The following is a 25,509-nucleotide window of genomic DNA, read 5'->3' as shown; positions in this document are numbered from 1 at the left end:
AGGGAGCTTGCTCCCGCTGGGCTGCGCAGCGGCCCTCTTTCTTGTGAGTGCTGCGCACTCAAGCGGGAGCAAGCTCCCTCGCCATAGGAGCTATCATTTGCCGAAGTTACAACGGCAAATGCCGACTCAACAACGCCCGCAACGCCGCCGGCTTCACCGGCTTGGCCAGGTAATCCAGGCCTGCCGCATGCACCAGTGCCACCGTCTCGGGCCGACCATCGGCGCTGATCACCACGCCCGGCACCGGTTCTCCCATGCGCCTGCGCAACCAGGCCATCAGTTCGGTGCCGGTCTCGCCGTCGTCCAGATGAAAGTCCACCAGCGCCAGTTGCGGTCGGCCGCCCTGGGCCAGCCAACGCTCGCATTCCTCGCGGTTGCGCGCCGTCCACACCTGGCAACCCCAGCGCGTCAGCAGGCTATTCATGCCGATCAGGATGCTGTCTTCGTTATCGACGCACAGCACCTGCGCGCCGCTTGGCAAATGACCGTTGGGCTCGGTCACGGCGCTCGGTGCGACAGTTTGCGTCTGGGCCAAGGGAACGCTGACACTAAACACGCTGCCACGCCCCGGCCAGGAGCGCACCTGCAGGCTATGGTCCAGCACGCGACAGAGCCCGTCGGCGATGGCCAGGCCCAGCCCCAGGCCTTTTTCGGCGCGGGTCTGGTGGCTGTCCAGGCGCTTGAACTCTTCGAATATGACCTGCAGCTTGTCCTCGGCGATGCCCGGCCCGCGATCCCAGACCTCCAGGCACAACTCGCCGTTGCGCCGGCGCACGCCCAGCAACACCGGCCCCTTGGCGTAGCGGAACGCGTTGGTCAAGAAGTTCTGCAAAATACGTCGCAGCAGCTTGATATCGCTGTCCACGCGCAGGGATGAGCCGCGAACCCGGAACTTCAAGCCTTGCTCCTGGGCCAGCGCCGTGAACTCTGCACCGAGGGTGTCGAACAGGTCGTTGAGGGCGAAGGGCTTGCGGTCGGGGTTGATCTTGCCGTTTTCCAGGCGGGAGATATCCAGCAGGTCGGTGATCAGGTCTTCCGCCGAGCGCAGCGAACTGTCCAAGTGGTGCACCAGTTGCCGGGCCTCGCTCGGCAACGCGTTGTGCTGATGGGACAACGCTGCGGAGAACAGGCGCGCGGCGTTGAGCGGTTGCATCAGGTCGTGGCTGACCGCGGCCAGGAACCGGGTCTTGGACTGGTAAGCCGCTTCGGCGGTGCCCTTGGCGTCGGTCAGGGCCAGGTTCAGTTGGGACAATTCCCGCGTGCGTTCGGCCACCCGTTGCTCCAGCCCCTCGTTGGCTTCCGTCAACGCCTGCGCGGCCTCGCGGAAGGCGGTGATGTCGGTGAAGCTCATGACGAAACCACCACCGGGCATGGGGTTGCCGATCAGCTCGATGACCCGGCCGTTGGGGAACAGTCGCTCGGAGGTATGGGCGCGGCCCTGGCGCATCCAGTGCAGGCGCCTGGCGACGTGGACTTCCGCCTCGCCCGGCCCACAGAGGCCACGTTCGGCGTTGTAGCGGATGATGTCGGCAATGGGCCGGCCGACACTGATCAAGCCATCCGGGTAGTTGAACAGTTCCAGGTAGCGACGATTCCACGCCACCAGCCTAAGGGATTGGTCGACCACGCTGATGCCCTGGCTGATGTTTTCGATGGCGCCTTGCAGCAGTGCGCGGTTGAACTGCAGCACTTCCGACGCTTCGTCCGCGATCCGGACCACGTCTTCAAGCTGCATTTCCCGACCTTCGATAGCGGCTTTTACCACGGCGCGTGTCGAAGAGGCGCCGAGTACACCGGCCAGCAGGCGTTCGGTGTGGGCGATCCATTCGCTGTCGGCGTTCTGGTTCGGGTTGAAGCCTTTGCCTTGGCGGTAGGCAAAGCGGATGAAGCTCTGCCGCGCCCGTTCTTCACCGACGAAACGCGCGGCCAGTTGCAACAGGTCTTCGATGTGCACCGCCAGCATCGAGCGGGGGTTGGGACGGGCGCTGATTTCCTGGCCGATGAAGCGTCCGGCCTGCCAGTGCTCCGAGACCCGGGTGCGCGACAGCACGGACACCCAGGCAAACAGCGTGAAGTTGCCGGCCAGGGAAAGGACCACCCCTTGGGTCAGCGGGGTAATCGGCAGGTTCAGCGGATTGCCGTGCAACCAGGCCAGGCCCGGGAAGGTGCTGAGCGACCAGCCGAGGCTGTGGGCGGCGATCGGCAGGACCAAGGTGTAGAACCACAGGAAGATCCCCGTGGCGAGGCCAGCGAATACGCCGCGGCGGTTGGCCTGTTTCCAGTACAGCGCACCGAGCATGGCTGGGGCCAGCTGGGTCACGGCGGCGAAGGCGATCTGGCCGATGGTCGCTAGGCTCGCCGTCGAACCCAGCAGACGGTAACTGACGTAGGCCAGCAACAGGATCACCACGATGCTCACTCGGCGCACCGAGAGCATCCACTGGCGGAACACCTCGAAAGGGCGTTCGGCGGCGTTGCGGCGCAGCAGCCACGGCAACAACATGTCGTTGGAAACCATGGTCGACAGCGCCACGCTGGCGACGATCACCATGCCGGTGGCCGCCGAGGCGCCGCCGATGAACGCCAGCACGGCCAGGGCCGGGTGGGCCTGGGCCAGCGGCAGGCTGATGACGAACGAGTCCGGCAGCACCGAGCTGGGCAGCATCATTTGCCCGGCGAGAGCGATGGGCACCACGAACAGCGCGGCCAGGGCCAGGTAGGCGGGAAACACCCATTTGGCCAGGCGCAGGTCCTGGGGCTCGATGTTTTCCACCACGGTCACGTGGAACTGCCGTGGCAAGCAGATGATCGCCATCATCGCCACCCCGGTCTGCACCACCATGGACGGCCAGTTGATGGTTTCTTTCCAGTATTGCTCCAGGCGTGGGGCGAGCATCGCCTGATTGAAAAGGTCGTCGAAGCCGTCATACAGGCCGTACGTGACGAACGCACCGACGGCCAGGAAGGCGAACAGCTTGACCAGGGATTCGAAGGCGATCGCCAGCACCATGCCGCGGTGGTGTTCGGTGGCGTCCAGGTTGCGGGTACCGAACACGATGGTGAACAGCGCCAGGATCAGCGAGACGATCAGCGCGGTGTCCTGGGCGCGCGTGCCCATGGCATCGGCGCCGGCGCCGATCAACAGGTTCACCCCGAGCACGATGCCCTTGAGCTGCAAGGCGATGTACGGCAGCACGCCGACCAGGCAGATCAACGCGACCACCACCGCCAGGGATTGGGATTTGCCGTAGCGGGCGGCAATGAAGTCGGCGATGGAGGTGATGTTCTCCTGCTTGCTGATCATCACCATTTTCTGCAGCACCCACGGCGCGAACACCAGCAGCAGGATCGGCCCGAGGTAGATCGGCAGGAATGACCAGAGCTGTTCGGCGGCCTGGCCCACGGCGCCAAAGAACGTCCAACTGGTGCAATAGACCGCCAGCGACAGGCTGTAGACCCAGGCCCGCACCCGTGGCGGCAGCGGCGTGCTGCGCCGGTCGCCGTAGAAGGCGATGGCGAACATGATGGCCATATAGGCCAGGGCGACAACGGCGATCAGCCCGCTGGACAACGACATGGAAACTCCCCGACAAAGACACCGGGGCTTGAGCCCGGCAGGACAGTCTCGCATGCCCGCTCGGGTTCGTCAGTGTCGACCAAGGTCGAGGCGTGGTGGGGTGTCGCAGGTGGGGGAGTACTCGGGTTATTGGGTGTTCTTTCGGGCCTCTTCGCGAGCAGGCTCGCTCCCACATTGGATCTGTGGTGGATACAAATCTTGTGTCCACTGGAGAACCCATGTGGGAGCGAGCCTGCTCGCGAAAGCGCTGGGTCAGCTTGCATCGATGTTGAATGTGCACCCCGCCTTCGCGAGCAAGCTCGCTCCCACAGGGATCTGGGGTGGACACTCGCTCTATGGGCACCCATGGAACCCATGTGGGAGCGAGCTTGCTCGCGATGGCGGCCTTACTGACCCAACGCAATATCCACCAACCGATGCAGCTCTTCTACCGCCAACGGCGCGGTGGCAAAGAGTATGCGGAACACCGTCGGCGCCACCACCACATTGATCAGCCGCTCGATTGCGTCAGTCGGTGAAACCAGTCAGCGATGGCGTTCGGCCTTGAAACCCGGCATGCAGGAGCCGCCGGCAGTGGGTTAGTCTTGGCACCTCAACCTTCTTACGGCCGGATCCCTTGAAAATCATTCGCAGCAAGTCCTTCACCGGTGACCGTGCCTGGGCGGCGCTCGATATCGCCAACATGAACGGCATCACCACGCGCCTGCACTGGACCGACCAGCCGTACAATTGGCACGTCAACGACGGCCAGGAAGTCTTCGTGGTGCTCGATGGGCAAATGCGGATGTGCTATCGGGAAGAGGGTGTCGAAAAGGCGACCCTGCTGGGCGTTGGGGACATTTTCTACGCCTCGGTGGGCACCGAACATGTCGCCAAGCCTTTGGGCGAAGCGAGAATCCTGGTGATCGAAACCGAGGGCAGCGTCTGACGCTTATCTGTAAAACAGATTACATATAGAGAAATTACCCGTTATATGGATATTCGATCCAGCCCTAGCATGGCTCCACCTCATCCGGGGACAGGAGTTCGCCATGACATGCTATGCCGCCAAAAACCGCTTGCGCCCGTTGAGCCATTTGCCCAGGCCGCTGGAAGCCATTCGCCAATTCACACCTAACTGGTTCGCCGTGACCATGGGCACCGGTGTGCTGGCGCTGGCCTTGGCGCAATGGCCGGCGCAGATGCCGGGCCTGCGCGCCTTGGGCGAAGGGTTGTGGTTGTTCAACACGCTGTTGTTCGTGGTGTTCGCCCTCATGTACACGGCCCGTTGGGTGCTGTTCTTCGACGAAGCGCGACGGATTTTCGGCCATTCGACGGTCTCGATGTTTTTCGGCACCATTCCCATGGGGCTGGCGACCCTCATCAACGGCTTTCTGGTCTTTGGGCTGCCGCGCTGGGGGGAGGGCGTGGTGGCGGTGGCCGAGACGTTATGGTGGATCGACGTGGCCATGTCGCTGGCCTGTGGCGTGCTGATCCCCTTCTTGATGTTCACCCGCCAGGAACACCGGATCGACCAGATGACCGCCGTGTGGTTGTTGCCGGTGGTGGCCGCCGAAGTCGCGGCGGCCAGCGGCGGGCTGTTGGCGCCGCATCTGGCCGACGTCCATGGGCAACTGGTCATGCTGGTGACCAGTTACGTGCTCTGGGCCTTTTCCCTGCCCGTGGCGTTCAGCATCCTGACGATTCTGCTGTTGCGCATGGCCCTGCACAAACTGCCTCACGAGAACATGGCCGCCTCGAGCTGGCTGGCCCTCGGCCCGATTGGCACCGGTGCCTTGGGCATGTTGCTGCTGGGCAACGATGCCCCGCTGATTTTTGCCGCCAATGGCCTGCCCGGCGTGGGCGACATCGCCGCCGGCTTGGGCCTGGTGGCTGGCATCACGCTGTGGGGCCTGGGCTTGTGGTGGATGTTGATGGCGCTGCTGATCACCGCGCGCTATTTGCGCGAAGGCATTCCCTTCAACCTAGGCTGGTGGGGCTTTACCTTTCCCCTGGGCGTGTACGCGCTAACGACACTGAAGCTTTCCGAGCTGCTGGGCCTGGGTTTCTTCGGCGTGTTCGGTGCTGTGCTGGTGGCCATGCTGGTGGTGATGTGGCTGATCGTTGGGCGGCGCACGGTGCTGGGCGCCTGGCACGGTGAGCTGTTTGTGTCGCCCTGCATCGCAGGGCTGGCGAAATAATCGCTAAAGACAGGTAATGTGTGGCCTGGATCGAAAAACGTTCATTCCAATAAGCGTCCACGCCACTCAGGAACATGGAAGATGAGTCACCCTTCGCAGTTCACCTTGCTTCGCACGCGGCGTTTTCTGCCGTTCTTCATCACGCAGTCCTTGGGCGCGTTCAACGACAACATTTTCAAGCAGTCGCTGATCCTCGCCATCCTCTACAAATTGACCATCGAAGGCGACCGCTCGATCTGGGTCAACCTCTGCGCGCTGCTGTTCATCCTGCCATTCTTTCTGTTCTCGGCATTGGCGGGGCAGTTCGGGGAAAAATTCGCCAAGGACGCGTTGATTCGTCTGATCAAGCTTGGCGAAATCGCCATCATGGCGGTGGGCGCGGTGGGTTTCCTGTTCGATCACTTGTGGCTGATGCTGGTGGCGCTGTTCGCCATGGGCACGCATTCGGCGTTGTTCGGTCCGGTGAAGTATTCGATCTTGCCGCAGGCCTTGCGTGAAGATGAGTTGGTCGGCGGCAACGGCTTGGTGGAGATGGGCACGTTCCTGGCGATCCTGGCAGGCACCATTGGCGCCGGAATCATGATGTCCTCGGCGCATTACGCCCCGGTGGTGGCTAGCGCGATCATCGGCATCGCCGTGCTTGGTTACCTGGCCAGTCGCAGCATTCCGCGCGCGGCGGCGGCCTCGCCGCAAATGCGTCTGAACTGGAACATCTTCAGTCAATCCTGGGCCACCCTGAAATTGGGGTTGGGGCAAACCCCGGCGGTGTCCCGGTCGATTGTCGGCAACTCCTGGTTCTGGTTCGTCGGGGCGATTTACCTGACGCAGATTCCCGCCTATGCCAAGGAGTGGATGCACGGCGACGAGACCGTGGTGACCTTGATCCTCACAGTGTTCTCGGTGGGGATCGCGTTGGGTTCCATGCTTTGTGAAAAGCTTTCCGGGCGCAAAGTCGAGATCGGCCTGGTGCCGTTCGGTTCGTTCGGTTTGACCGTGTTTGGCCTGCTGTTGTGGTGGCATTCCGGTGGAATTCCCGCCAGCGTCGAGGGCCACGGTTGGCTTGCAGTGCTCGGTTTTGGCCATGCCTGGCTGGTGTTGATCGACATCCTCGGATTGGGCGTCTTTGGCGGTTTCTACATCGTGCCGCTGTATGCGCTGATCCAGTCGCGCACCGTGGAGAACGAGCGGGCGCGGGTGATTGCCGCCAACAATATTCTTAATGCGTTGTTCATGGTGGTCTCGGCGATCGTCTCCATCATGTTGCTGAGCCTGGCCAAGCTGTCGATCCCGCAGCTGTTCCTGGTGGTGTCGTTGCTCAACATCGGCGTCAACGCCTACATCTTCAAGATCGTCCCCGAGTTCAGCATGCGTTTCATGATCTGGCTGCTGAGCCATTCCATGTACCGCGTGGAGCATCGCAACTTGGAGGCGATACCGGATGAAGGCGCAGCGCTGCTGGTCTGCAATCACGTGTCCTTCGTCGATGCCTTGCTGATTGGCGGCGCGGTGCGTCGGCCGATTCGCTTCGTGATGTACTACAAGATCTACAACCTGCCGGTGCTGAATTTCATCTTCCGCACCGCCGGCACCATCCCGATTGCCGGGCGCCAGGAAGATATCCATATCTATGAAAAAGCCTTCAAGCGAATTGCCCAATACTTGAAGGACGGCGAGCTGGTGTGCATTTTCCCCGAAGGAAAACTGACCGCCGACGGTGAGATCAATGAGTTCAAGAGTGGACTGACGCGCATCCTCCAGGAAACCCCGGTGCCAGTGATTCCCCTGGCGCTGCAGGGCTTGTGGGGCAGTTTCTTCAGTCGCGACCCGGCCAAGGGGCTGTTTCGCCGGTTCTGGTCGCGGGTGACATTGGTGGCGGGTTCGGCGGTGGACGTCGAGGCGGCAACGCCTTCGAGTTTGCAGGCGTTGGTGGGGGAACTGCGTGGGGCTGTCAGGTAACTGCTGACTGTGAGGGCCCCTTCGCGAGCAAGCTCGCTCCCACATTGGACCGAATCGCCTAGGCTGCATGCGGTCAAAGTGTGGGAGCGAGCTTGCTCGCGATAGCGGCAGTGGCTAGGCGCTGACCTTGAGGCCGATCAATCCGACGACAATCAACGCCACGCTGGCCAGGCGAACCAGCGCCATCGACTCACCAAACAAAATGATCCCGGCGATCACCGTGCCCACGGCACCGACCCCGGTCCAGATCGCATAGGCCGTCCCCAGCGGAAGTTCCTTCATCGCCAGGCCGAGCAGGCCGAGGCTGATCGCCATGGCGGCGATGGTCAGTGCGGTGGGAAGAGGGCGGCTGAAACCGTCGGTATATTTCAGGCCGACAGCCCAGCCGACTTCGAACAGGCCGGCAAAAAACAGAATGATCCAGGACATCACGCACCTCATCGATGGGTGGGGTCGTCCCCGGATAGTGAACTCTTTGGAGTTGCGGGGTCGTCCCCGCATTGGGCGCAAGAGTGCCCAATGCTGACTGTTTGGTCAAGTCGCTCGGTCAGTCTGCCGCTTGACGGTCAAGTAGCTCGCGGTCCTGTTTTTCGCTCATGCGCCGGAAGTACGTCGAGAGCAGGGCTCCGGAAATATTGTGCCAGACGCTGAACAGCGCACTGGGCACCGCCGCCAGCGGCGAAAAGTGCGCGCTCGCCAGCGCCGCGCCGAGGCCGGAGTTCTGCATGCCGACTTCCAATGAAAGGGTTTTGCGCTGGGCCAACGGCAAGCCGAACAAACGCCCGGTGAAGTACCCCAGCAGATAACCGAAGCTGTTGTGCAGCATCACAATGGCCATGATCAGCAGGCCGGATTCGGCGATCTTCGCCTGACTGGCCGCGACCACCGCCGCCACAATGATCACGATGCTCACCACGGATATCAGTGGCAGCACGTCTATGGCATGACGAACCCGGGCACCCAACAGGCGTTGGGCGACGATGCCCAGGGCGATCGGCACCAGCACGATTTGCAGGATCGACCAGAACAACGCCGAGAACGACACCGGCAACCAGGCCGAGGCCAGCAGCCAGATCAGCGCAGGGGTCAGCAGCGGAGCAAGCAGGGTGGTGATGGCGGAAATCGCCACGGCCAAGGCCAAATCACCGCGCGCCAGCCAGGTCATGACGTTGGACGATGTACCGCTCGGGCAGCAACCCACCAGAATGACGCCGACGGCGATCTCCGGCGGCAGGCTGAATATTTGGCAAAGCAACCACGCCGTACCGGGCATGATCACGAATTGGGCAACCACCCCCAGGGCTACGCGTCCTGGATGGCGGGCGACTTCGGCAAAATCCTCCAGCTTCAATGCCAGGCCCATGCCGAACATCACCAGGCCCAGTAGCGGCACGATGGCGACTTTCAGGCCAACGAACCATTGCGGTTGCAGGAAAGCCAGTACCGCGAAAAACAGTACCCAGTAAGCGAAGGTGTTGCCGACGAAGCGGCTTAATGCAGCCAATGCGCGCATGACCTGATCCTTATTATTAAGAACACCGAATACTAATGTGGGAGCGAGCTTGCTCGCGATAGCGGAGTGTCAGTCAACATCTTGGTGGCTGTCATACCGCTATCGCGAGCAAGCTCGCTCCCACAAGGGTAACCCGTTGCTTTTTTAGATCCCCTGGGGAATCTCTTCACCACCCAACGCTTCCACCAGCGCCGGCAAGAACTCGCCGAACGTCAGCATCATCAGCGTGAAGCTGGCGTCCAGTTGGCCGAGCGCTTCGTCGCCGCCGTCCTGCTCTGCCTGGTCCTGCAACAGGTCTTCGAACTTCAGGCGCTTGACCACCATCTTGTCGTCGAGCACGAAGGACAACTTGTCCTGCCAGGCCAGCGACAATTGCGTCACCACCTTGCCGGTGTTCAGGTGCAGCTGGATTTCGTCGCTGGTCAGATCCTGGCGCTTGCAACGCACGATGCCGCCGTCTTCATGGGTGTCGCGCAGTTCGCATTCATCCAGAACGAAGAAGTCGTCCGCGGCCTTTTGGGTTTTGACCCAGTCGGTCATGGTTGCGGTCGGGGCCATCTTGACCGTCAGCGGGCGTACCGGCAGCGAGCCGATGACTTCGCGCAGGGTCGACAGCAGGTCTTCGGCGCGTTTCGGGCTGGCCGAGTTCACCAGGATCAGGCCCTGTTTCGGCGCGATTGCGGCAAAGGTGGACGAGCGACGGATGAACGCACGGGGCAGGAACGCCTGGATGATTTCATCCTTGAGCTGGTCCCGTTCCTTTTTATAGACCTTGCGCATTTGCTCGGCTTCGATCTCTTCGACCTTTTCCTTCAGGGCATCGCGCACGACGCTGCCCGGCAAGATGCGTTCTTCCTTGCGCGCGGCGATCAGCAGGAAGTCCTGGCTGACGTGTACCAGCGGCGCGTCTTCGCCTTTGCCAAACGGCGCGACGAAACCGTAAGTGGTCAACTCCTGGCTTGCACATGGACGCGCCAGTTTGCTGGCCAGTGCAGTTTCCAACGCCTCGGCATCAAAAGGCAGATCTTGGGTCAGGCGATAGATAAGCAGGTTTTTGAACCACATGGGGTGAGTCTCTCCTTTATACAAAGGGGGGCATTATTCTCTTCGCGGCGCCATAGGCCAACCCTTCGCTAAGCCTTTGGAAGGCCTGAAAAAATTAATTTAAAAAGTGCTTGCCAGCTTAAAGAGTGCTCCGTAGAATGCGCGCCACACCGAAAGCGAAGGGTGATTAGCTCAGCTGGGAGAGCGTCTGCCTTACAAGCAGAATGTCGGCGGTTCGATCCCGTCATCACCCACCATTCGCTCAACGTGTTACGCGCAGCGGTAGTTCAGTCGGTTAGAATACCGGCCTGTCACGCCGGGGGTCGCGGGTTCGAGTCCCGTCCGCTGCGCCATATTCGGTAACCTGGAACACTGAACGCCAGGTCACCACGGAAAGCCCGCTCACGCGGGCTTTTTGCTGTTTGCAGTTCCCGCGGTGTGTGTTGCTCATGTTTTTTGCTAAATTTGCTAATTAAATCAGCACGTTACAAAAAACTGTGAGAGAATGCGCCCCGCATCGAAAGTGAAGGGTGATTAGCTCAGCTGGGAGAGCGTCTGCCTTACAAGCAGAATGTCGGCGGTTCGATCCCGTCATCACCCACCAAACTTTCAATGTTACGCGCAGCGGTAGTTCAGTCGGTTAGAATACCGGCCTGTCACGCCGGGGGTCGCGGGTTCGAGTCCCGTCCGCTGCGCCATATTCGGTTACCTGGAATGCTGAACGCCAGGTGGCTACTAGAAACGACGCTTTTCCTTTACGAGGGGAGAGCGTCGTTTTTTTTGTTCTCTTTTTTTGTGTGTGTTTCTGTTGCTGCAGTAACGGCGACTTAGGGTTCCGCCCTGGCGGCGGGTCACTTTGAAGAGCCCGGAAGCCGGCCCAGTCGAAAGTAACCAAAGCGCTCAAGCCCACCACGGTTTCATAGTCGATGAAGGTGCTGGATGGTCTGGCCTCATCGCGAGCAAGCTCGCTCCCACAGGTGATCTCGGGCGTCCATGAGTCTTGGGTTCATCGCAGACCCATTGTGGGAGCGAGCCTGCTCGCGATAGCGGAACGGATATACACCCAACCCCCCCCGTCTACTGCTCAGCATTCCGCCGATGCCGATAATCGCTGACCGCCTCATACACCGCCTTACGCAACCGATTAATCCCCCCGATCGGCCGATGCGCCTCAATCCCAAACCAAGGATTGAACGACTGATTATCACAAGCCAGATTCAACTTGGGCGTATCAAAATCCTGAGCCGGCACCTTAATGCGCGCCACGGTTTCGAACGGCGCATCACTTTCCTGCCATTCAATACTGGTGTCTTCGATCGGCATGTACTTGCTCGGATCCTGACGCTGGACCTGCAAGACAAAACACGCCGGCATCCGGTCTGTGGATAACTGCTGGTTCAGCGCGCTGCGCAAGAAATTCGGCAAATCCTGATTCTGCGGTGGCAGGGTATAGCTTGGACAGCTGTCCGGATCCGGCGCGACGCGAAACTTGGCGTTGGCCTCGCCAAACTTATAAGGCGATACCGAGAAATAAGTGGTCTGGGTCGGACTGGCCGGAGCCGGCGAGAGGGTCGCCAAAGCGATGAACAGATGCCGAATCTGCCAAGTGCGCGGGTCCAGGCTCGGAAAAAAAGCCATCGCCTTCTTCCCGTCAGCCTGAGCGGCCACATTCTGACGGTACTCGGCGACATCGCTGACAAAGAAGTTCGGATGATTGAACATCACGAAATCCTGCTCGCCGAATGATTGCCGGTCCGCCAGCAATTGCTTACCGGGCACGTTCAGCAGCTTGATCGCCATCCCCCGGGCATCGCGCAGGCTGTCGAATTGCGGATAAGCGTTGCCGTTGGACAGGCGGATTGTGGCCTGCCAGGTCTTGCCCGGTTCGGCGAACACCCCCTGGCGCAACGGGCTAGGCAGGTCGCTCTGCACCTGGACCTCGGCCATGACGCAACCGTGCGCCTTGGCATGGGCATCCCGCAGATAGCGTGTGCCTTCGCGGTGCTGATCGACGATGCGGATCGCAGTCTGGATGATGTCCTGGGTCATGGCGGCTTCGCCGGGTGCCACCTGTTCCTTGTCCGGGACAGGCCCCCTGTGTTGCCAGGCAAACCAGGCCGAGGACAGTGCCCAGCCGAGCAACCCGATGCCCAGCAGCCATAGGAGCGTCTTGCCCAAAAAGGCGCCGAGGCGCAGCCAGAGCGTGATCAACATGCCAACATCCTTTTACCGGTGGGGTTCATCATTACAGTTGCGACTCCAGTGGCCCGCCCAGCACTTTTAAATACTCCAGCAAGGCCCAGCGTTCCTGCGGTTGCAGCAGGCGGCCAATGACGCCGTTGCCGCGTTCGCCCGCGCGGAATTCATGGCCGCTGTTGTGATTGCCGGTAATCCGGGTATCGAAGTTAAAGCCGTTAGTGAAGGCTTCGGTGCGATAGCCCAAATGGCGTGGGTCGTATTCGAAGTTGCCTTTATAGAAGGTGGTCGCCCGCTCAGCCTGGGGGGACAACAGTTGGTAGATCGTCGGCACCGAGCCGTTGTGCAGGAACGGTGGCGTGGCCCAGACACCCGCCAACGGCCGGGCCTTGTAGGCGCGCAATTCACGTACGCCGATGGGCAGGCCGAAACCGTCCAGGGCCGGGCGTTCGGCGGGGGTGACCCCGGCGTCACGGTAAGCGCGGTTTTCGACGAAGGCAGTGACGTAGGCCAAGCCTTTGGCGACCGAGAGTTGGCTCAGGTCCAGCGGCTCCGTCGGGGTCGGGTGCAGTTGCACTTCCAGCTTCGCCAGTTCAGCCGGGTCCCATTGCAGGCTGGTCAGGTCGTAACGGTGATCAGCAATATTATTGGCAGTGCCCGGGTCGGTGCCGATCACTTTCACCGGCAGCATGTGCAACTGCTGTACCGGCCTGTCGGGCCCCTGGACCACTTTGGGCACATGGCAGCCGGCGCAGTTTTCGACGAACAGGGCCCGGCCCTTGGCGGCCAGCGGTTTATCGACCGCGCCCAGCAACGCTTCCGGCCACACGGGCGCCTTGAGCAGTTGCAGGGTCTCTTCGATCTTGTTCAAGTCCCGCACGCGCACGCTGGAGGGGTATCGCGCGTCGCCCTGCAGCGGTTTGCCCTGGGCGTCGAAAAAATTCAGTGTGGCGCCGACTCCCAGCGCTTCACCGACGTTTCGGGCCATCGGTTGCTGGGCCGATCCGTTCCACTGCACCCAGTCGAAGGTCCACATTTCCCACAACTGTGGGTAGTCCACCGGCGCGTTGGCGACCCGGTAGTTTTCCGCCGAGATGGCGTCGCCGAAGCTGGCGTTGGCGATACGGCCGAAGGCGTCGGTACGGCCAGGGCCTTCTTCGGTGGGGTAGAGGCCGCGATGGGTATCGTTCCAGGCCACCCGCAGGAAAGTATCCAGGGAGTCCTTGAACGCCTTGCGCAGGTCCTCGTGGCGGGCGTCGTAGTCCTTGCCCAGGACTTGGCGGGCGAAGCGTTCGAATTTCCAAGGGTTGTAGTACGTAGATGCCAGACTGGCGACTAATGCCTGTCCGAAACTGCCACCGCGTAGCGTAGGAACGCTGGAAGGCAGCACGTGCTGTGCCGAGCCGCCGTCGATTCGTATCGCCTGGCCCTTGAAGCGCAATTCGCCGGTGTGGCACGCAGCGCAGGTGATATCGAGGAATTGGTCGGCGCTGCCGGCGTTCTGGTGCCGGGTGAAACCCACCGGCAGATTGCCGGGATTCTCAGGCGTGGCTTTCTGGGCCGGATCGATCAGGAAGCCAAAGCGCGCCAAGTACTCCGGCGATGCGAAGCGTTGTTGCGAAAACGGCAGTTCGAGGGCCGTGAACCAGTCGTAGCGCAGGCCTTTGACCTGGGTGCCCTGGGGCGTGAAGTAATAGGTCTGGCGTTCGGCGGCGCTCCATTGATCCAGGTAATGCACCTGTTGGATGGGCTCATAGAACGGCAGCCGGGGATTGGCGACGTAATAAAGCACCACGGCCACGACGACGATCAGCAGCGCGAGGAGCAGCAAGAGAATGCGAGAGAGGAGGCGCACGGTAACGTCCTTGTTTTTTTTGATATGCCCTTATGCCTCAGCGCTGCGCGGCGGGCAAGTGGCCAGTAGCCCCGGCCTGTGGGGGAGCGGCGAGGTGTCCCTGTGCGTAACGGATGACAGATGCTTCATTTGCCTGGGATTAAAAAGCGTTTGCGGACCTGAACTTATCATCACTTTGCGGCTCACATGCCGGTAGCCATTGGTCGTGGCCGCCTGATAAGCTCGCGGCTTTACTCGATTGCCCTTTAGGCGCATGAACAAGGAAATAGCATGAAACAGCATCGGTTGGCGGCGGCGGTAGCCCTGGTTGGCCTGGTACTCGCGGGTTGCGACTCGCAGACCAGCGTAGAGCTGAAAACCCCGGCGCAGAAAGCTTCCTACGGTATCGGCCTGAACATGGGCAAAAGCCTGGCTCAGGAAGGTATGGATGACCTGGACTCCAAAGCGGTTGCCCAGGGCATCGAAGATGCCGTCGGCAAGAAAGAACAGAAGCTGAAAGACGAAGAACTGGTCGAAGCCTTTGCCGCGCTGCAAAAGCGTGCCGAAGAGCGCATGGCCAAGATGAGCGAAGAGTCGGCAGCCGCCGGCAAGAAATTCCTCGAAGAAAATGGCAAGAAAGCCGGTGTCACCACCACCGCTTCCGGCCTGCAGTACGAAGTGGTCAAGAAAGCCGATGGCGCGCAGCCTAAGCCGACCGACGTAGTGACCGTTCACTACACCGGCAAGCTGACCAATGGCACCGTGTTCGACAGCTCCGTCGAGCGTGGCAGCCCGATTGACCTGCCGGTCAGCGGCGTGATCCCAGGTTGGGTCGAAGGCCTGCAACTGATGCACGTCGGCGAGAAGTACAAGCTGTACATCCCGAGCGACCTGGCCTACGGCGCCCAGAGCCCGAGCCCGGCCATCCCGGCCAACTCGGTCCTGGTGTTCGACCTGGAGCTGCTGGCGATCAAGGATCCGGCAAAAGAAGACGCAGCCAAGTAACCGCGTCTGTTATAACGACAACGCCTCGCTTATGCGGGGCGTTGTTGCATCTGGGCGGCGGCAAGATGGCAAAAAAACGAACGCCCGGCGCACGCTATAGTCATAGGCATTACAGGCGCTGTGCTAGACGCAGTCGGCTGGTCAAGTCAATGAAATATTGGGTTTTTTTATGTGAGTAAAAAACGCCCGATCTAAGCCGGGCCCTTATGGAACGGGGGCTTCAGCGGTGAAATGCAGCTCTGTTCACAAGGTTATCCACAATTTGTGTGGATAACATTTCAGTGGGAGAAAAAATGAAGGCCCCGTGGAATTTTGCGCGATTTCTGCCCTTGGCAGGCCGCCTGTTGGCCCGCGGTCGATTGCCGACATTGCTCTTCGCCGTCGCCAGCAAAGGTGCCCGAGAGGGTGGGCGGCTGGGCAAGCTCAAGGAGGACCTGCGCCTGTTGCAGGCCTTGTGCCTGGCCTACTGGCGCGGCGAATACCGCGCGGTCAGCGCCAAGTCGATGCTGTCGATAGTGGCGGGGCTCATGTACTTCCTCAGCCCCTTGGACGCCATTCCAGACCTCTTGCCCATGTTTGGCATGTTCGATGACATCGCGGTGCTGGCCTGGATCATGAAAACCCTCGACGTTGAGCTCGAGGCATTCCGCGCCTGGCGTTATCGACAGTCACCCGAGACGCTGGCCAAAGTCGAAAGGCTTCCCGACACTCCGGAACAACTCCAGCTCCAAGGTCAGAAAAAGCCCTGATCCCCTGAGAATGCATCACCCCGCGACCTTAGCCGGCATTTAGGATTACACTTCCAAGGAAAAAGGCTGACTCGCTAAGTGTTGTTGTCCTACGGGGTAGACATGGATATTCAAATAATCACACGTGACGGAGAGCCCGAGTACGCGGTTTTGCCGTGGGATCAGTACCAAGCGTTGTTGAAAGCAGCAGGTGTCAATCAAGCTCCGCCGCGCGAAGCGACAGTCCGGCACGCGGCGGCACCCGACCAGGTTCTCCCTGGCCTGGATCAGTTACGCAGTTTGCGCGAAGGAAAGGGCATCGCCATTGAGGCGTTGGCTCGCACGGTAGGTATCAGCCCGTCTTATCTGGCCTTGATCGAGAGCGGCGAGCGACAGCCCGATGCCGCGATTCGGCGCAGTCTGGCCTGGGAGTTGACGGTGCCGGGTTGGAGGGAAGAATCGTGAGCGTACGTATCAGTCGGCAGCATTGGGATGGGTTGTTGGGTGAATTGGACCAGGCGCGGCGCCAGCGCCATTTATTGACTTACCGCGCCTTGCTGGAGCGCTTGCAACTCCCCAGCCCGGCCATGCAGACCTTGACCGCGGCCCTTGAGCATCTGGCGGCGCTGGACGCCCGGGCAGAACAGCCGCTGCGCAGTTCCCTGGTGATCAGCCAGGGCGCGAGCCGGTTGCCGCGTACGGGGTTCTTCGAGTGCGTAGAACGCCTGGGCCGCTTTTCCGGGCCTTCCGATGGGGTGGCCGCCGCTTCCTGGCACGCTTCGGAAGTGGTCCGGGTGTTTGAATACGAATACCCCGAGTCGGCGGAGGCCTGAGTGCTCTGGCGACTCAAGGCGCGGCTCGGTTATTGGCTGGCGCGTCGGTTGTTTCACTGGTCGTGGTTCGTTCGCCAGGCGCGTGGCTGGGCCTGGCTCGAGGGCCAGTTCTCGCGCATGGCCAACCTGGGCGATGTCGGTGCGCAAAGTTTCTACGGGCACATCCTCACCTTTCGCGGCCAAGGGCTGGGCGCCCGTGAAGAAGGGGTTCGCCTGCTGCGCCTGGCGGCACTGGCCGGTGATGGCAAGGCCGCCTACCAAGTCGGCGTGATCAGCCTGGCCGGTACCACCAACAAGGCGCCGGACCCGCTCGAAGCGGCACGCTGGTGGACCTTGGCGGCGAAAGCCGGGCATCCGTTGGCCGAGATCAAGCTCAAGGCCCTCGAAGCCCGCGACCCTTAGCGTTATCCACAGGCTATTCGTGGTGCAGTCGGGCGAATTTAGCGAATCGCCCTACATCCTTTGTCCCGTTCCCCTGACTTAATTCCTCCGCCATCCCCGGCACAGTCTCGCGCTCCTTGAGTGCTGCGAGACATTGCCCATGTTCGACCGTTTTTTCCTGCCGGCCCTTGAGCGAGCCCTGTCCTGATGGAGCAGGTTAGCCGTATCGAGCAGGAACTCGACAGCTTCAAAGACACCTTGTCGGTCTACCGCGAGCAGCTTGAGCGCTGGTACAGCCGGGCGGCGGACCGGGCCAGCCACGCGGCCGACTTGCCCTCGCTGATGGGCATGGAACGGCTGATCCGCTTCGGCGACAGCACCACTGCCGTCGGCACCCGTGACGATGATTTTCTCTCCACGGTCGTCCAGTGCCCCCAGGGCGGCGTGATGACGATCGAGAGCAAGTTCGAGTCGGTGTACGACATCCCCTTGGGCGACATCGTGGTGGATGTGGTGGCGGTGGAGGGCGGCGAGGTTACGCCGGTCACTCTGGACGCCCAGGGCCTGGGGACCTTCACAGGGGAGGCGGGCCAGTCCTATCGGGTTCACGTTCAGGGCGAGGTGTCTGCCAAGCAAATAGAGAACTTGTTTTCTTCCTACGATGGCTTGGCCGGTGATCTGACGGACTGGCTACGCGGCGAGTGGCAAGGTTTCAAGCCGCGATGGGCGCAGCAGTCCTTGGCGACGTCGGCGGCTGCGGTGGGGAACGGGTTGCTCGCTGGCAGTTGGGCAGCGATTGAAAGTGTGTGGGACAGCATCAGCTTGCTCTCGGACATCCTCAAGGATCCCGGTCAGTTTGTTGATCGGTTGGGCGAAAGCGCTGATCAGTTGAAAAAGCTGGCTCAGGACACGCCGCAAGTGATGGCCAGGCTGCAGCTGCTGACCAGCGACGAAGCGGCACTGTGCCTGTTGGTGCGCACCGCCAGTCTCTGGCTGGACATGCTGCCGCCCAGTGAGATTGCTGGTGACACGGCCGAAGCCTTGTCGAGGGTGACGGTGCAGTTGTTGATCGATCTGTTGATCGGTGTCGTCCTGACCTTCACCGGGGCGGGGGCCGGTATCGCTTATCTGTCGATGCGCCTGGGGAATGTAGGTGTGCACCTGCTGGGTGCCCTGCAACGTTTCATCCGTGCGATCTTCGCGATGGTCAACGGCTTCATGACCTACGTGGACCGCTACAAAACCGTGGCGGCACGCGGCATCGCGGCGGGAATAAAAAAAGGTCGGATGCAACTGCGCTGGGATGCGCAGCGCCATACCACGCTGAAAAAACACGAACATCACGACGACGCCCCCGCCCAATCGAAAAACCCCAACGGCGACAGCGCCGACACCGCCGCCCAGACCCAGACCAGCGGCTGCCCGGTGTCGATGGTCACCGGTGAAGAGCTGCTGACCCTCGACGATGGCACCCTCGACGGCCGTTTGCCGTTCGTTTTTACCCGTTTGTACCGCACCAGCGCCGCCGACCTGGACGTCGGCCTCGGACGCGGCTGGCGCCATGCCCTGGCCCATCGCCTGGAACTCGACGGCGAACAGGTCACCTGGGTCGACCAGGAAAACCGCCGCACGCTCTTTCCATTGCCCACCACCCAGCGCCCGGCAATCCACAACAGCCTGGCCCGCGCAGCAATCTACCTGGGAACCGAGCCGGACGAACTGATCGTCGCACAGCCTGGGGAAAACGCCCCGTTCCTGCATTTTCGCGACGGCCACCTGATCGCCCTCAGCGACCGCTACGACAACCGCCTGACCCTCCAGCGCAACATCCACGGCGACATCTGCCGTTTGGACAACGGCGCCGGGCGTTCCCTGCGCCTGCGCTACGAACAGCGCCACCTGATCGCCGTCGACTACCAGAGCTTCCACCCGGCCATCACCCTCGACGAGGCCTGGCGGACCGAGCAGACGCTGGTGTCCTACCGCTACGACGGACGTTTCCGACTGATCGAAGCGACCAATGCCGCCGGAGAAAGCGAACGCTACGACTACGACGACCAGCACGTCATCCTCCAGCGGCAATTGGCCGGCGGGGCGAGTTTTTATTGGGAGTGGCAAGGCGTCGGGCCGGCGTCCCGTTGCGTACGGCATTGGGCCTCGTTTGCGCAGATGGACAGCCGCTACACCTGGGGCGAGGACGGCAGTGTCACGGTCCGGCACCTGGATGGCAGCCAGGAGGTGTATGTCCACGACGACCGGGCGCGGCTGGTGCGCAAGGTCGAGCCCGACGGCGGCGAACACCTCAAGGCCTATGACGAGCAGGGCCGGCTGATCGCCGAACAGGACCCGCTGGGGGCGGTCCGCGAATACCGCTACGACGACGTCGGACGGCTGCTGGCGTTGATTCCACCGGACGAGGCACCAACCTCCTACGAATACCGCAACGGTTTCCTGCACACCCGTTCCCGTGGCAAGGCAGTGTGGACTTACCGGCGCAATGACCACGGTGATGTGATCGCCAGCATCGACCCGGACGGCCAGCGTACGGAATATGCCTACGACGCCCATGGGCAACTGCTGGCAAGGTACGACCCGGACGGCGGCGAACATCGCTTCACCTGGAGTCGCCTGGGCCAACTGACTGAAGAAGTCCTGCCCGACGGCAATCGCCGGTGTTTTTCCTACGATGCCCTGGGACGTTTGCTCAGCCGCCGGGACGAACACGGCGCCCTCACGCACTACCAATGGGACGCCGTCGGCCGACTGCTGCAAGTGACCCTGCCCACCGGCGCCATCCGGGCCTGGAGCTACAACGCCTACGGCAAGGTCATCGCCGAACGCGACGAGCAGGGCCGGACCACCCGCTACGAATACGCCGATGACCTGCACCTGGTCAGTCGTCGCCTGAACCCCGACGGCAGCGAGCTGAAGTATCGCTACGACTCGGCGCGGCTGTTGCTGACCGAGATCGAGAACGAATCCGGCGAACAATATCAGCTGGACTACACGCCCAACGGCTTGATCCGACAGCAAGTCGGCTTCGACGGCCAACGCACTGCCTACGCCTACGACCTCAACGGTCACCTGCTGGAAAAAATTGAACACGGCGAGGACGGTTCGCAATGGGTCACCCGCTACCAGCGCGACGCGGCCGGACGGCTGCAACTCAAGACCTTGCCCGACGGCCAGGCCATCGAATACCGCTACGACGAACTGGGCCGGCTGGTCTACGTCGATGATGGCAGCGACCATCCGCTGGCCTTCGAATACGACGCCCAGGATCGGCTGATCACTGAGCACCAGGGCTGGGGCACCCTGCGTTATCGCTACGATGCCTGCGGGCGCCTCAACCACCTGCGCCTGCCGGACGACAGCCAACTCGACTACCACCACGCCCCAGGCGGTGTACTGACCGCCATCGACCTCAACGGCGCGCGCCTGACCGAACACCGCTTTGACGGCAGCCGCGAACGACAGCGCCAGCAAGGCCAGTTGCTCAGTGACTACAGGTACGACGAACAGGGCCGCCTCAAGGCCCAGACCGTGTGGCAGAACCCACAGCAGCAACTGCTCTGGCGCGACTATACCTACAGCCCCAAGGGCAACCTGCAAACCCTTTCCGACCACCGAAGCCGCCGCAGCTACCAGTACGATTCTCTAGATCGCCTGACCCGCATCGACTTTTCCCACAGCGAACCGCCGGAACACTTCAGCCACGACCCGGCCGGCAACCTGCTGATGCAGGACCGCCCCGGCCCGACCACCCTCAAGGGCAACCGCCTGCTGAAGGAGGGCGACCGCCACTACGACTACGACGCCTTCGGCAACCTGATCCGCGAACGCCGCGGCGAGGCCCTGGTCAGCGCTTATCGCTACGACAGCCAACACCGCCTGGTCGGCATCACCACGGCCGACGGCTGCGAAACCTCCTACCGCTACGACGCCTTCGGCCGACGCATCAGCAAGACCGTGGACGGCCTGACCACGGAATTTTTCTGGCAGGGCGACCAGCTCGTCGCCGAAAACAGCCCGCGCCACCACCGCAGCTACGTCTATGAACCCGGCACCTTCCGTCCACTGGCGATGCTCGACGGTGAAGGCCCGGAAAAAGCCGCGCCGTTCTACTACCACCTCGACCACCTGGGCACGCCCCAGGAACTGACTAACCCCGCCGGCCAGATCGTCTGGTCGGCGCGCTACAACGGCTACGGCAAAGTCACCGCACTCACGCACGGTGACGGTGAACAGCTTGAGCAACCGCTGCGCTTCCAAGGCCAATACTTCGACCCCGAAAGCGGCCTGCACTACAACCGCCACCGCTACTACAATCCCGAGACTGGCCGCTATTTGACGCCTGATCCGAGCAAGTTGGTGGGTGGGCTCAATGGGTACCGGTACACCCTGAACCCGACGGGGTGGGTGGATCCGTTGGGGTTGGAAGGTTGCCCGGGCGACGGATGTAGAAAGCCCGCCGTCGGTAAGCAAGACCCGACGGCCAAGCTTGGGGTGGATGAGGGTGCGCCGGCGCTGCCGATGACGGCGGAGCAGCGGCGGGCGCGAATTGATGAGTTGGGGGAGGCGAATGCCTACCGGCGCTTGGATGAGATGGAGCGATCGATTGAGGGAGCGCATTTTTTACAGAAACATGGTGCTCAGACTACGGCGGATGCTCAGCTGGAACGCGTTACGACAGGGCGAAACCCTGGGACCGGGGAGATTGAGATTCATACCAGGGGCCGTAGGGAAGGTCAGCCAAAAATTCCTTCAGCGGCGACACGCTTCGTAAGTCATAGAGATCAATTGAACGCTATATATAGGGCGAAACTCGTTTTCAAGCGCAATGATTTGTTTGAAAGTACTAAGCCGATAGATTTTGGGCGAACGATTGGAGAGGGATATAAGCGAGACGGTTTGCAATACAATACATACAACCATGCGATAGTTATATTGAATGAAAATGGTGATCCAATAACAGCTTATACAGGGCCAAAAAAATGAAACCCAAACCAAGCATGATGCCGTTGATCGGGTTGTTGTTTGTATTTAATATTGAGAATGTTCGCGACGAGAAACGGGAGGAAGTGATAGTTTCAAAAAACATAAATATCGATTCTGAACTCTCTGAGTTGTTTGATATTTTGCTTAAGCCGGAGTTTTTGCGTTATCCGCCCGGTGCGCAGCATAAATATATTGAAGCAATCAGCTATTATCTGGAGGTTGGCGACAGCTTTGATGATTTGTTTGAAGATATGGATACATATTTTGATCAAGAAATTCACGATCAGCGACACTTTATGGAAGTATTGCTGAGCTGCCTCAAGCGCTATCAGTCATAGAATGCTCCAGAATCCTGAACTCATAGAGAAATTGCATTTGAGAAAGTCCAGAAGATACGGCTCGTATACACCTAATGGAAGTTCAACAGAAAGCCGTGCCGAAAACGTAAAATCCCCCAAGCCGAGGCAGTGGTACGCTAACTGTAGTACCAAATTCAATAGTTTTCGAATACAGCATCAAGCCATAAATGAAGCACTGACCCGTGAAGCAAGAGGTCTCCCTCGTTTTACTGGCGAAGACAAAAGAGGGAATCCAGTCGTGCGTATGTATTTGCCAAAGGTTGGGCAAGGATACATACCAAACGTACATGACAGGGAAAATCCAATATTTCAAAGCGAAATTAATGTATTCGAAGTCAGATTCGATTACGAAACGCTACGTCCGGTCACCGCTTATCCCGTAGGAGGTTTTGATGTTGATGCATCCGTTTCTTGATCGTCCCTATGATCCTCAGATCGGACATTTTCTCGGCGGCTTCGAAATATATGATTGCGAAGAGACTCTGGGTGAGGAATTATCGCAGTATGATCTCGAATGTGCCGAAGATCGAAAAAAGCTGATTTATAAGTACGTGGTTCATCGTTTTAGAAATCTAAGCTATCGTCACAAATTTTTATTTTTTTGTGTGCTCGCAATTGCACTCGACGATCCGGAGTATGATTTTGGTGAGGTGTTCGAACACGAAGTGGTTTCACATTCAGCCCTTCCGCCGGGATGGGATGAAATGGAGGATTGCAGAGTTTTCTTTGAGGATATCTATAAGTATCTAGCAGAAGAGTGGAGCGAGGAGCTTGATAAGGCTAGCCAAGAAGATCCAGCGACCTGGTAGTTCAGATAAGGCGAATTTTAATCACCCTCCACCGCACCGTTTTTCGTGCCGAGGGAGCCTTCTCCTACTGGGCCTGTAGGAGCTGCCGAGCGAAGCGAGGCTGCGATCTTTTCCCTGACAGTTGAATCTCAAGCGAAAGAGCAAGATCAAAAGATCGCAGGCTTCGCCAGCTCCTACAAAGCCCAGCGGGAGCAAGCTCCCTCGCCACGGGGGCGGCAGATAGTCACACCGACAACTCCACCACAACCTCCCGCTCAGCCAAACCCTCCACCAAATACACACTCCCTCCCAAAATCTCCTTGGCATGGTGCTTGGCCTGCGAAGCCAATTCCGCCAACTGGCTGGCATCCAATTCCCCACAAGCCTCGGCACGCAAGTGCACCACGCCAATCGACAATGACAACAACGCGAACTCCTGCCTAATCCCCTGCCGATTCAACGCCGTAAAGCATCCCGCCTCCAAATGCTCGGGGCGGTAGAAGCGGCGGCAGTGGGTCTGGAAGTCGCTGAGCAGCTGGTCCAGACGCTTGCGCCAGTCGTCCGGGCCGAGGACCAGCAGGAAGTCGTCGCCGCCGATGTGGCCGACGAAGTCGCGGCTGGGGTCGATGCGTTCGTTCAGGCATTGGGCCAGGCACAGCAGGACTTCGTCGCCGCGACCGTAGCCGTAGATGTCGTTGAAGGGTTTGAAGCTGTCGATGTCGACGTAGCAGATCACCGATTCCTGCCGTTGTTGCAACAGGCGCGTGAGGCATTGCTGGATCGGCACGTTGCCCGGCAGCAGGGTCAGGGGGTTGGCGTAGCGGGCCTGTTGGATTTTCAGTTCGGTGATGAGTTTGAGCACGTCGATCACCCGGCCCAGGCCCAGGTAGCCGCCGTTGAGGGTGATGATGAAATCTTCTTCGATGCGTTGCCGGGCGCGGCTGGTGATCAGGCGGCTGACTTGTTGCAGCGACTGGTTCAACTCCACCGCCAGGAAGTCATCGCTCATCAGCCGACTGATGGGCTTGCGGGCGAACAGGTCGGTGGCAAAGGGCTTGAGCAAGGCGTCCGAGAGTGAATGGCGATGGACGATGCCACAGGGCTGATTCTGATTGTCCAGCACCGCCAGGGAGTTGAGATTGGCCTGGCGCCGGAACGCTTCCAGCACGGAGGCTGTCGGCGTGTCGTGAGCCACCGCCGGCTGTTCGTTGAGCAGCGCACCGAGGTCGTTGACCTCATCATTCATTGCCACCACGCCGCTGTCCTGCCGGGGCATCAGCGCCCTGGCATCGCGGGACGGTTGTTCCTGGGGCCGGGCCAGCAGATAGCCCTGGACCAGGTCGACGCCCATTTCGATCAGCACCGCCAGTTCTTCCGGCAGTTCGATGCCCTCGGCAATCACCTGGGCGCGGGAAGCCCGGGCGATTTTCAGGATCGAGCCGACGAACTCGCGCTTGAGGGCGTCTTGATGAATGCCGTCGATGAAGTGCCGGTCGATCTTCACATAGTCGGGTCGCAATTCGGACCACAGCCGCAGGCTCGAATAACCGGCACCGAGGTCGTCCAAGGCAATCGAGAAACCCATTGCCCGGTAATGATGCAGGGCGGTTTGCAGAAGCTGGAAGTCATCGATGGGGGTCTGTTCGGTCAGTTCGATCACCACCTGGCTGGGGGCGATGCCGAAGTCTTGCAGCAATTGCAGTGTGCGTCCTGTCTGGTGCGCGGATTCCAGCAGGGATTCGGGCGAAACGTTGAGAAACAGCTTGCCCGGCAGCTTTTGCTCATTGAAGCGTTGGCAGGCGCTGCGGCGGCAGGCCAGTTCCAGCTCGCTAAGGCGTCCGGCTTGGCGCGCTACCGAAAGCAATGCGATAGGGGAGTGCAGCGGGCTGTTGGAAGGGCCGCGGGTCAAGGCTTCATAGCCCACGATGCGCCGTTCGGAAAGGCAGATGATCGGTTGGAACAGGCTGTGCAAACCGCTTTGAGCCAGGATCGAACTCAAGGCACCCAGCTGTTCTGTCGTGGTCATGGCAATCTCTGGCGATAAAAAAAGGACCGGGTGCGGGGCACCCAGTCCTGTATTTCACGACAGACTGATGTCAGTTTGATGACACTCCGAC

General features: G+C 60.5%; 18 protein-coding genes, 4 tRNA genes and 1 pseudogene. 15 read left to right on the top strand and 8 right to left on the bottom strand.

The genetic code is table 11. The features are described from left to right. Positions 1–106 precede the first annotated feature (106 nt). Entirely contained in the window at positions 107–3,577 is a 3,471-nt protein-coding gene (locus ACLH0I_RS21905; protein ID WP_411385370.1) for a NahK/ErcS family hybrid sensor histidine kinase/response regulator, read from the bottom strand. Positions 3,578–3,963: 386 nt separating this feature from the next. After that, positions 3,964–4,077, bottom strand: a pseudogene (locus ACLH0I_RS21900) (TetR family transcriptional regulator); the annotation flags it as partial. Between the two features lie 116 nt (positions 4,078–4,193). Here ACLH0I_RS21900 and ACLH0I_RS21895 point away from each other — a divergent pair. From ACLH0I_RS21895 to ACLH0I_RS21885, 3 genes are all read left to right on the top strand, one after another. Further along, the gene (locus ACLH0I_RS21895) at positions 4,194–4,505 is read left to right on the top strand and encodes a cupin (RefSeq protein WP_411385369.1); all 312 of its coding nucleotides are present in this window, start codon (positions 4,194–4,196) and stop codon (positions 4,503–4,505) included. 103 nt (positions 4,506–4,608) lie between these two features. Then, a complete protein-coding gene (locus ACLH0I_RS21890; RefSeq protein WP_411385368.1) occupies positions 4,609–5,757 on the top strand; it encodes a TDT family transporter in 1,149 nt (382 codons plus the stop codon). 81 nt (positions 5,758–5,838) lie between these two features. Beyond that, entirely contained in the window at positions 5,839–7,713 is a 1,875-nt protein-coding gene (locus tag ACLH0I_RS21885) for an MFS transporter (RefSeq protein ID WP_411385367.1), read from the top strand. A gap of 114 nt (positions 7,714–7,827) precedes the next feature. Here ACLH0I_RS21885 and sugE read toward each other — a convergent pair whose 3' ends face one another. The 3 genes from sugE to rdgC all read right to left on the bottom strand — a co-directional run bounded on the left by sugE (position 7,828) and on the right by rdgC (position 10,291). Then, the gene (sugE, locus tag ACLH0I_RS21880; RefSeq protein WP_411385366.1) at positions 7,828–8,142 is read right to left on the bottom strand and encodes a quaternary ammonium compound efflux SMR transporter SugE; all 315 of its coding nucleotides are present in this window, start codon (positions 8,140–8,142) and stop codon (positions 7,828–7,830) included. A gap of 118 nt (positions 8,143–8,260) precedes the next feature. Further along, the gene (locus ACLH0I_RS21875; protein WP_411385365.1) at positions 8,261–9,226 is read right to left on the bottom strand and encodes a bile acid:sodium symporter family protein; all 966 of its coding nucleotides are present in this window, start codon (positions 9,224–9,226) and stop codon (positions 8,261–8,263) included. A gap of 144 nt (positions 9,227–9,370) precedes the next feature. Continuing rightward, positions 9,371–10,291, bottom strand: a complete 921-nt coding sequence (gene rdgC / locus ACLH0I_RS21870; protein ID WP_014339706.1) for a recombination-associated protein RdgC — start codon at positions 10,289–10,291, stop codon at positions 9,371–9,373. Positions 10,292–10,451: 160 nt separating this feature from the next. Between rdgC and ACLH0I_RS21865 the strand changes: the two genes are divergently transcribed. The 4 genes from ACLH0I_RS21865 to ACLH0I_RS21850 all read left to right on the top strand — a co-directional run bounded on the left by ACLH0I_RS21865 (position 10,452) and on the right by ACLH0I_RS21850 (position 10,968). Next, positions 10,452–10,527 (top strand) — tRNA-Val (locus ACLH0I_RS21865). Between the two features lie 19 nt (positions 10,528–10,546). Beyond that, positions 10,547–10,623 (top strand) — tRNA-Asp (locus tag ACLH0I_RS21860). A 175-nt stretch (positions 10,624–10,798) separates the two neighbouring features. Further along, positions 10,799–10,874: transfer RNA gene (locus ACLH0I_RS21855), tRNA-Val, on the top strand. A 17-nt stretch (positions 10,875–10,891) separates the two neighbouring features. Next, positions 10,892–10,968, top strand: a tRNA-Asp gene (locus ACLH0I_RS21850). A gap of 379 nt (positions 10,969–11,347) precedes the next feature. Here ACLH0I_RS21850 and ACLH0I_RS21845 read toward each other — a convergent pair. Both ACLH0I_RS21845 and ACLH0I_RS21840 read right to left on the bottom strand, forming a co-directional pair. Next, positions 11,348–12,484 carry a catalase family protein gene (locus tag ACLH0I_RS21845; protein WP_411385364.1) on the bottom strand — a complete coding sequence of 379 codons (1,137 nt, stop codon included), beginning with the start codon at positions 12,482–12,484 and terminating at the stop codon, positions 11,348–11,350. 31 nt (positions 12,485–12,515) lie between these two features. After that, entirely contained in the window at positions 12,516–14,321 is a 1,806-nt protein-coding gene (locus ACLH0I_RS21840) for a di-heme-cytochrome C peroxidase (RefSeq protein WP_411385363.1), read from the bottom strand. A 270-nt stretch (positions 14,322–14,591) separates the two neighbouring features. Here ACLH0I_RS21840 and ACLH0I_RS21835 point away from each other — a divergent pair, with 270 nt between their 5' ends. From ACLH0I_RS21835 to ACLH0I_RS21800, 8 genes are all read left to right on the top strand, one after another. Beyond that, positions 14,592–15,305, top strand: coding sequence for an FKBP-type peptidyl-prolyl cis-trans isomerase (locus ACLH0I_RS21835; RefSeq protein ID WP_030142016.1), 714 nt, complete (start codon positions 14,592–14,594; stop codon positions 15,303–15,305). A 293-nt stretch (positions 15,306–15,598) separates the two neighbouring features. Then, entirely contained in the window at positions 15,599–16,054 is a 456-nt protein-coding gene (locus ACLH0I_RS21830; protein ID WP_186709871.1) for a YkvA family protein, read from the top strand. Between the two features lie 102 nt (positions 16,055–16,156). Continuing rightward, positions 16,157–16,498, top strand: a complete 342-nt coding sequence (locus tag ACLH0I_RS21825) for a helix-turn-helix domain-containing protein (RefSeq protein WP_186709869.1) — start codon at positions 16,157–16,159, stop codon at positions 16,496–16,498. Then, positions 16,495–16,866, top strand: a complete 372-nt coding sequence (locus ACLH0I_RS21820) for a hypothetical protein (RefSeq protein ID WP_003179080.1) — start codon at positions 16,495–16,497, stop codon at positions 16,864–16,866. The genes ACLH0I_RS21825 and ACLH0I_RS21820 overlap by 4 nt, the downstream gene beginning before the upstream one ends. Further along, entirely contained in the window at positions 16,867–17,268 is a 402-nt protein-coding gene (locus ACLH0I_RS21815) for a sel1 repeat family protein (RefSeq protein ID WP_411385362.1), read from the top strand. It abuts the gene before it with no gap. A gap of 186 nt (positions 17,269–17,454) precedes the next feature. Further along, positions 17,455–22,245 (top strand): RHS repeat-associated core domain-containing protein, encoded by a 4,791-nt coding sequence (locus ACLH0I_RS21810; RefSeq protein ID WP_411385361.1) that lies wholly within the window; start codon positions 17,455–17,457, stop codon positions 22,243–22,245. Continuing rightward, entirely contained in the window at positions 22,242–22,583 is a 342-nt protein-coding gene (locus tag ACLH0I_RS21805; protein ID WP_411385360.1) for a hypothetical protein, read from the top strand. Before ACLH0I_RS21810 ends, ACLH0I_RS21805 begins: the two co-directional genes overlap by 4 nt. A gap of 413 nt (positions 22,584–22,996) precedes the next feature. Continuing rightward, entirely contained in the window at positions 22,997–23,413 is a 417-nt protein-coding gene (locus tag ACLH0I_RS21800; protein WP_411385359.1) for a hypothetical protein, read from the top strand. A gap of 223 nt (positions 23,414–23,636) precedes the next feature. Here the strand turns inward: ACLH0I_RS21800 and ACLH0I_RS21795 are convergent, their stop codons facing one another. Continuing rightward, positions 23,637–25,418, bottom strand: coding sequence for a bifunctional diguanylate cyclase/phosphodiesterase (locus tag ACLH0I_RS21795; RefSeq protein ID WP_411385358.1), 1,782 nt, complete (start codon positions 25,416–25,418; stop codon positions 23,637–23,639). Positions 25,419–25,509: the final 91 nt, after the last annotated feature.

It is taken from the genome of Pseudomonas sp. MPB03, assembly GCF_046605385.1.
GTDB lineage: Bacteria > Pseudomonadota > Gammaproteobacteria > Pseudomonadales > Pseudomonadaceae > Aquipseudomonas > Aquipseudomonas zanjanensis.
The sequence above is the reverse complement of the archived record's forward strand: the minus strand, read 5'-3'. Positions and strand labels throughout refer to the sequence as shown.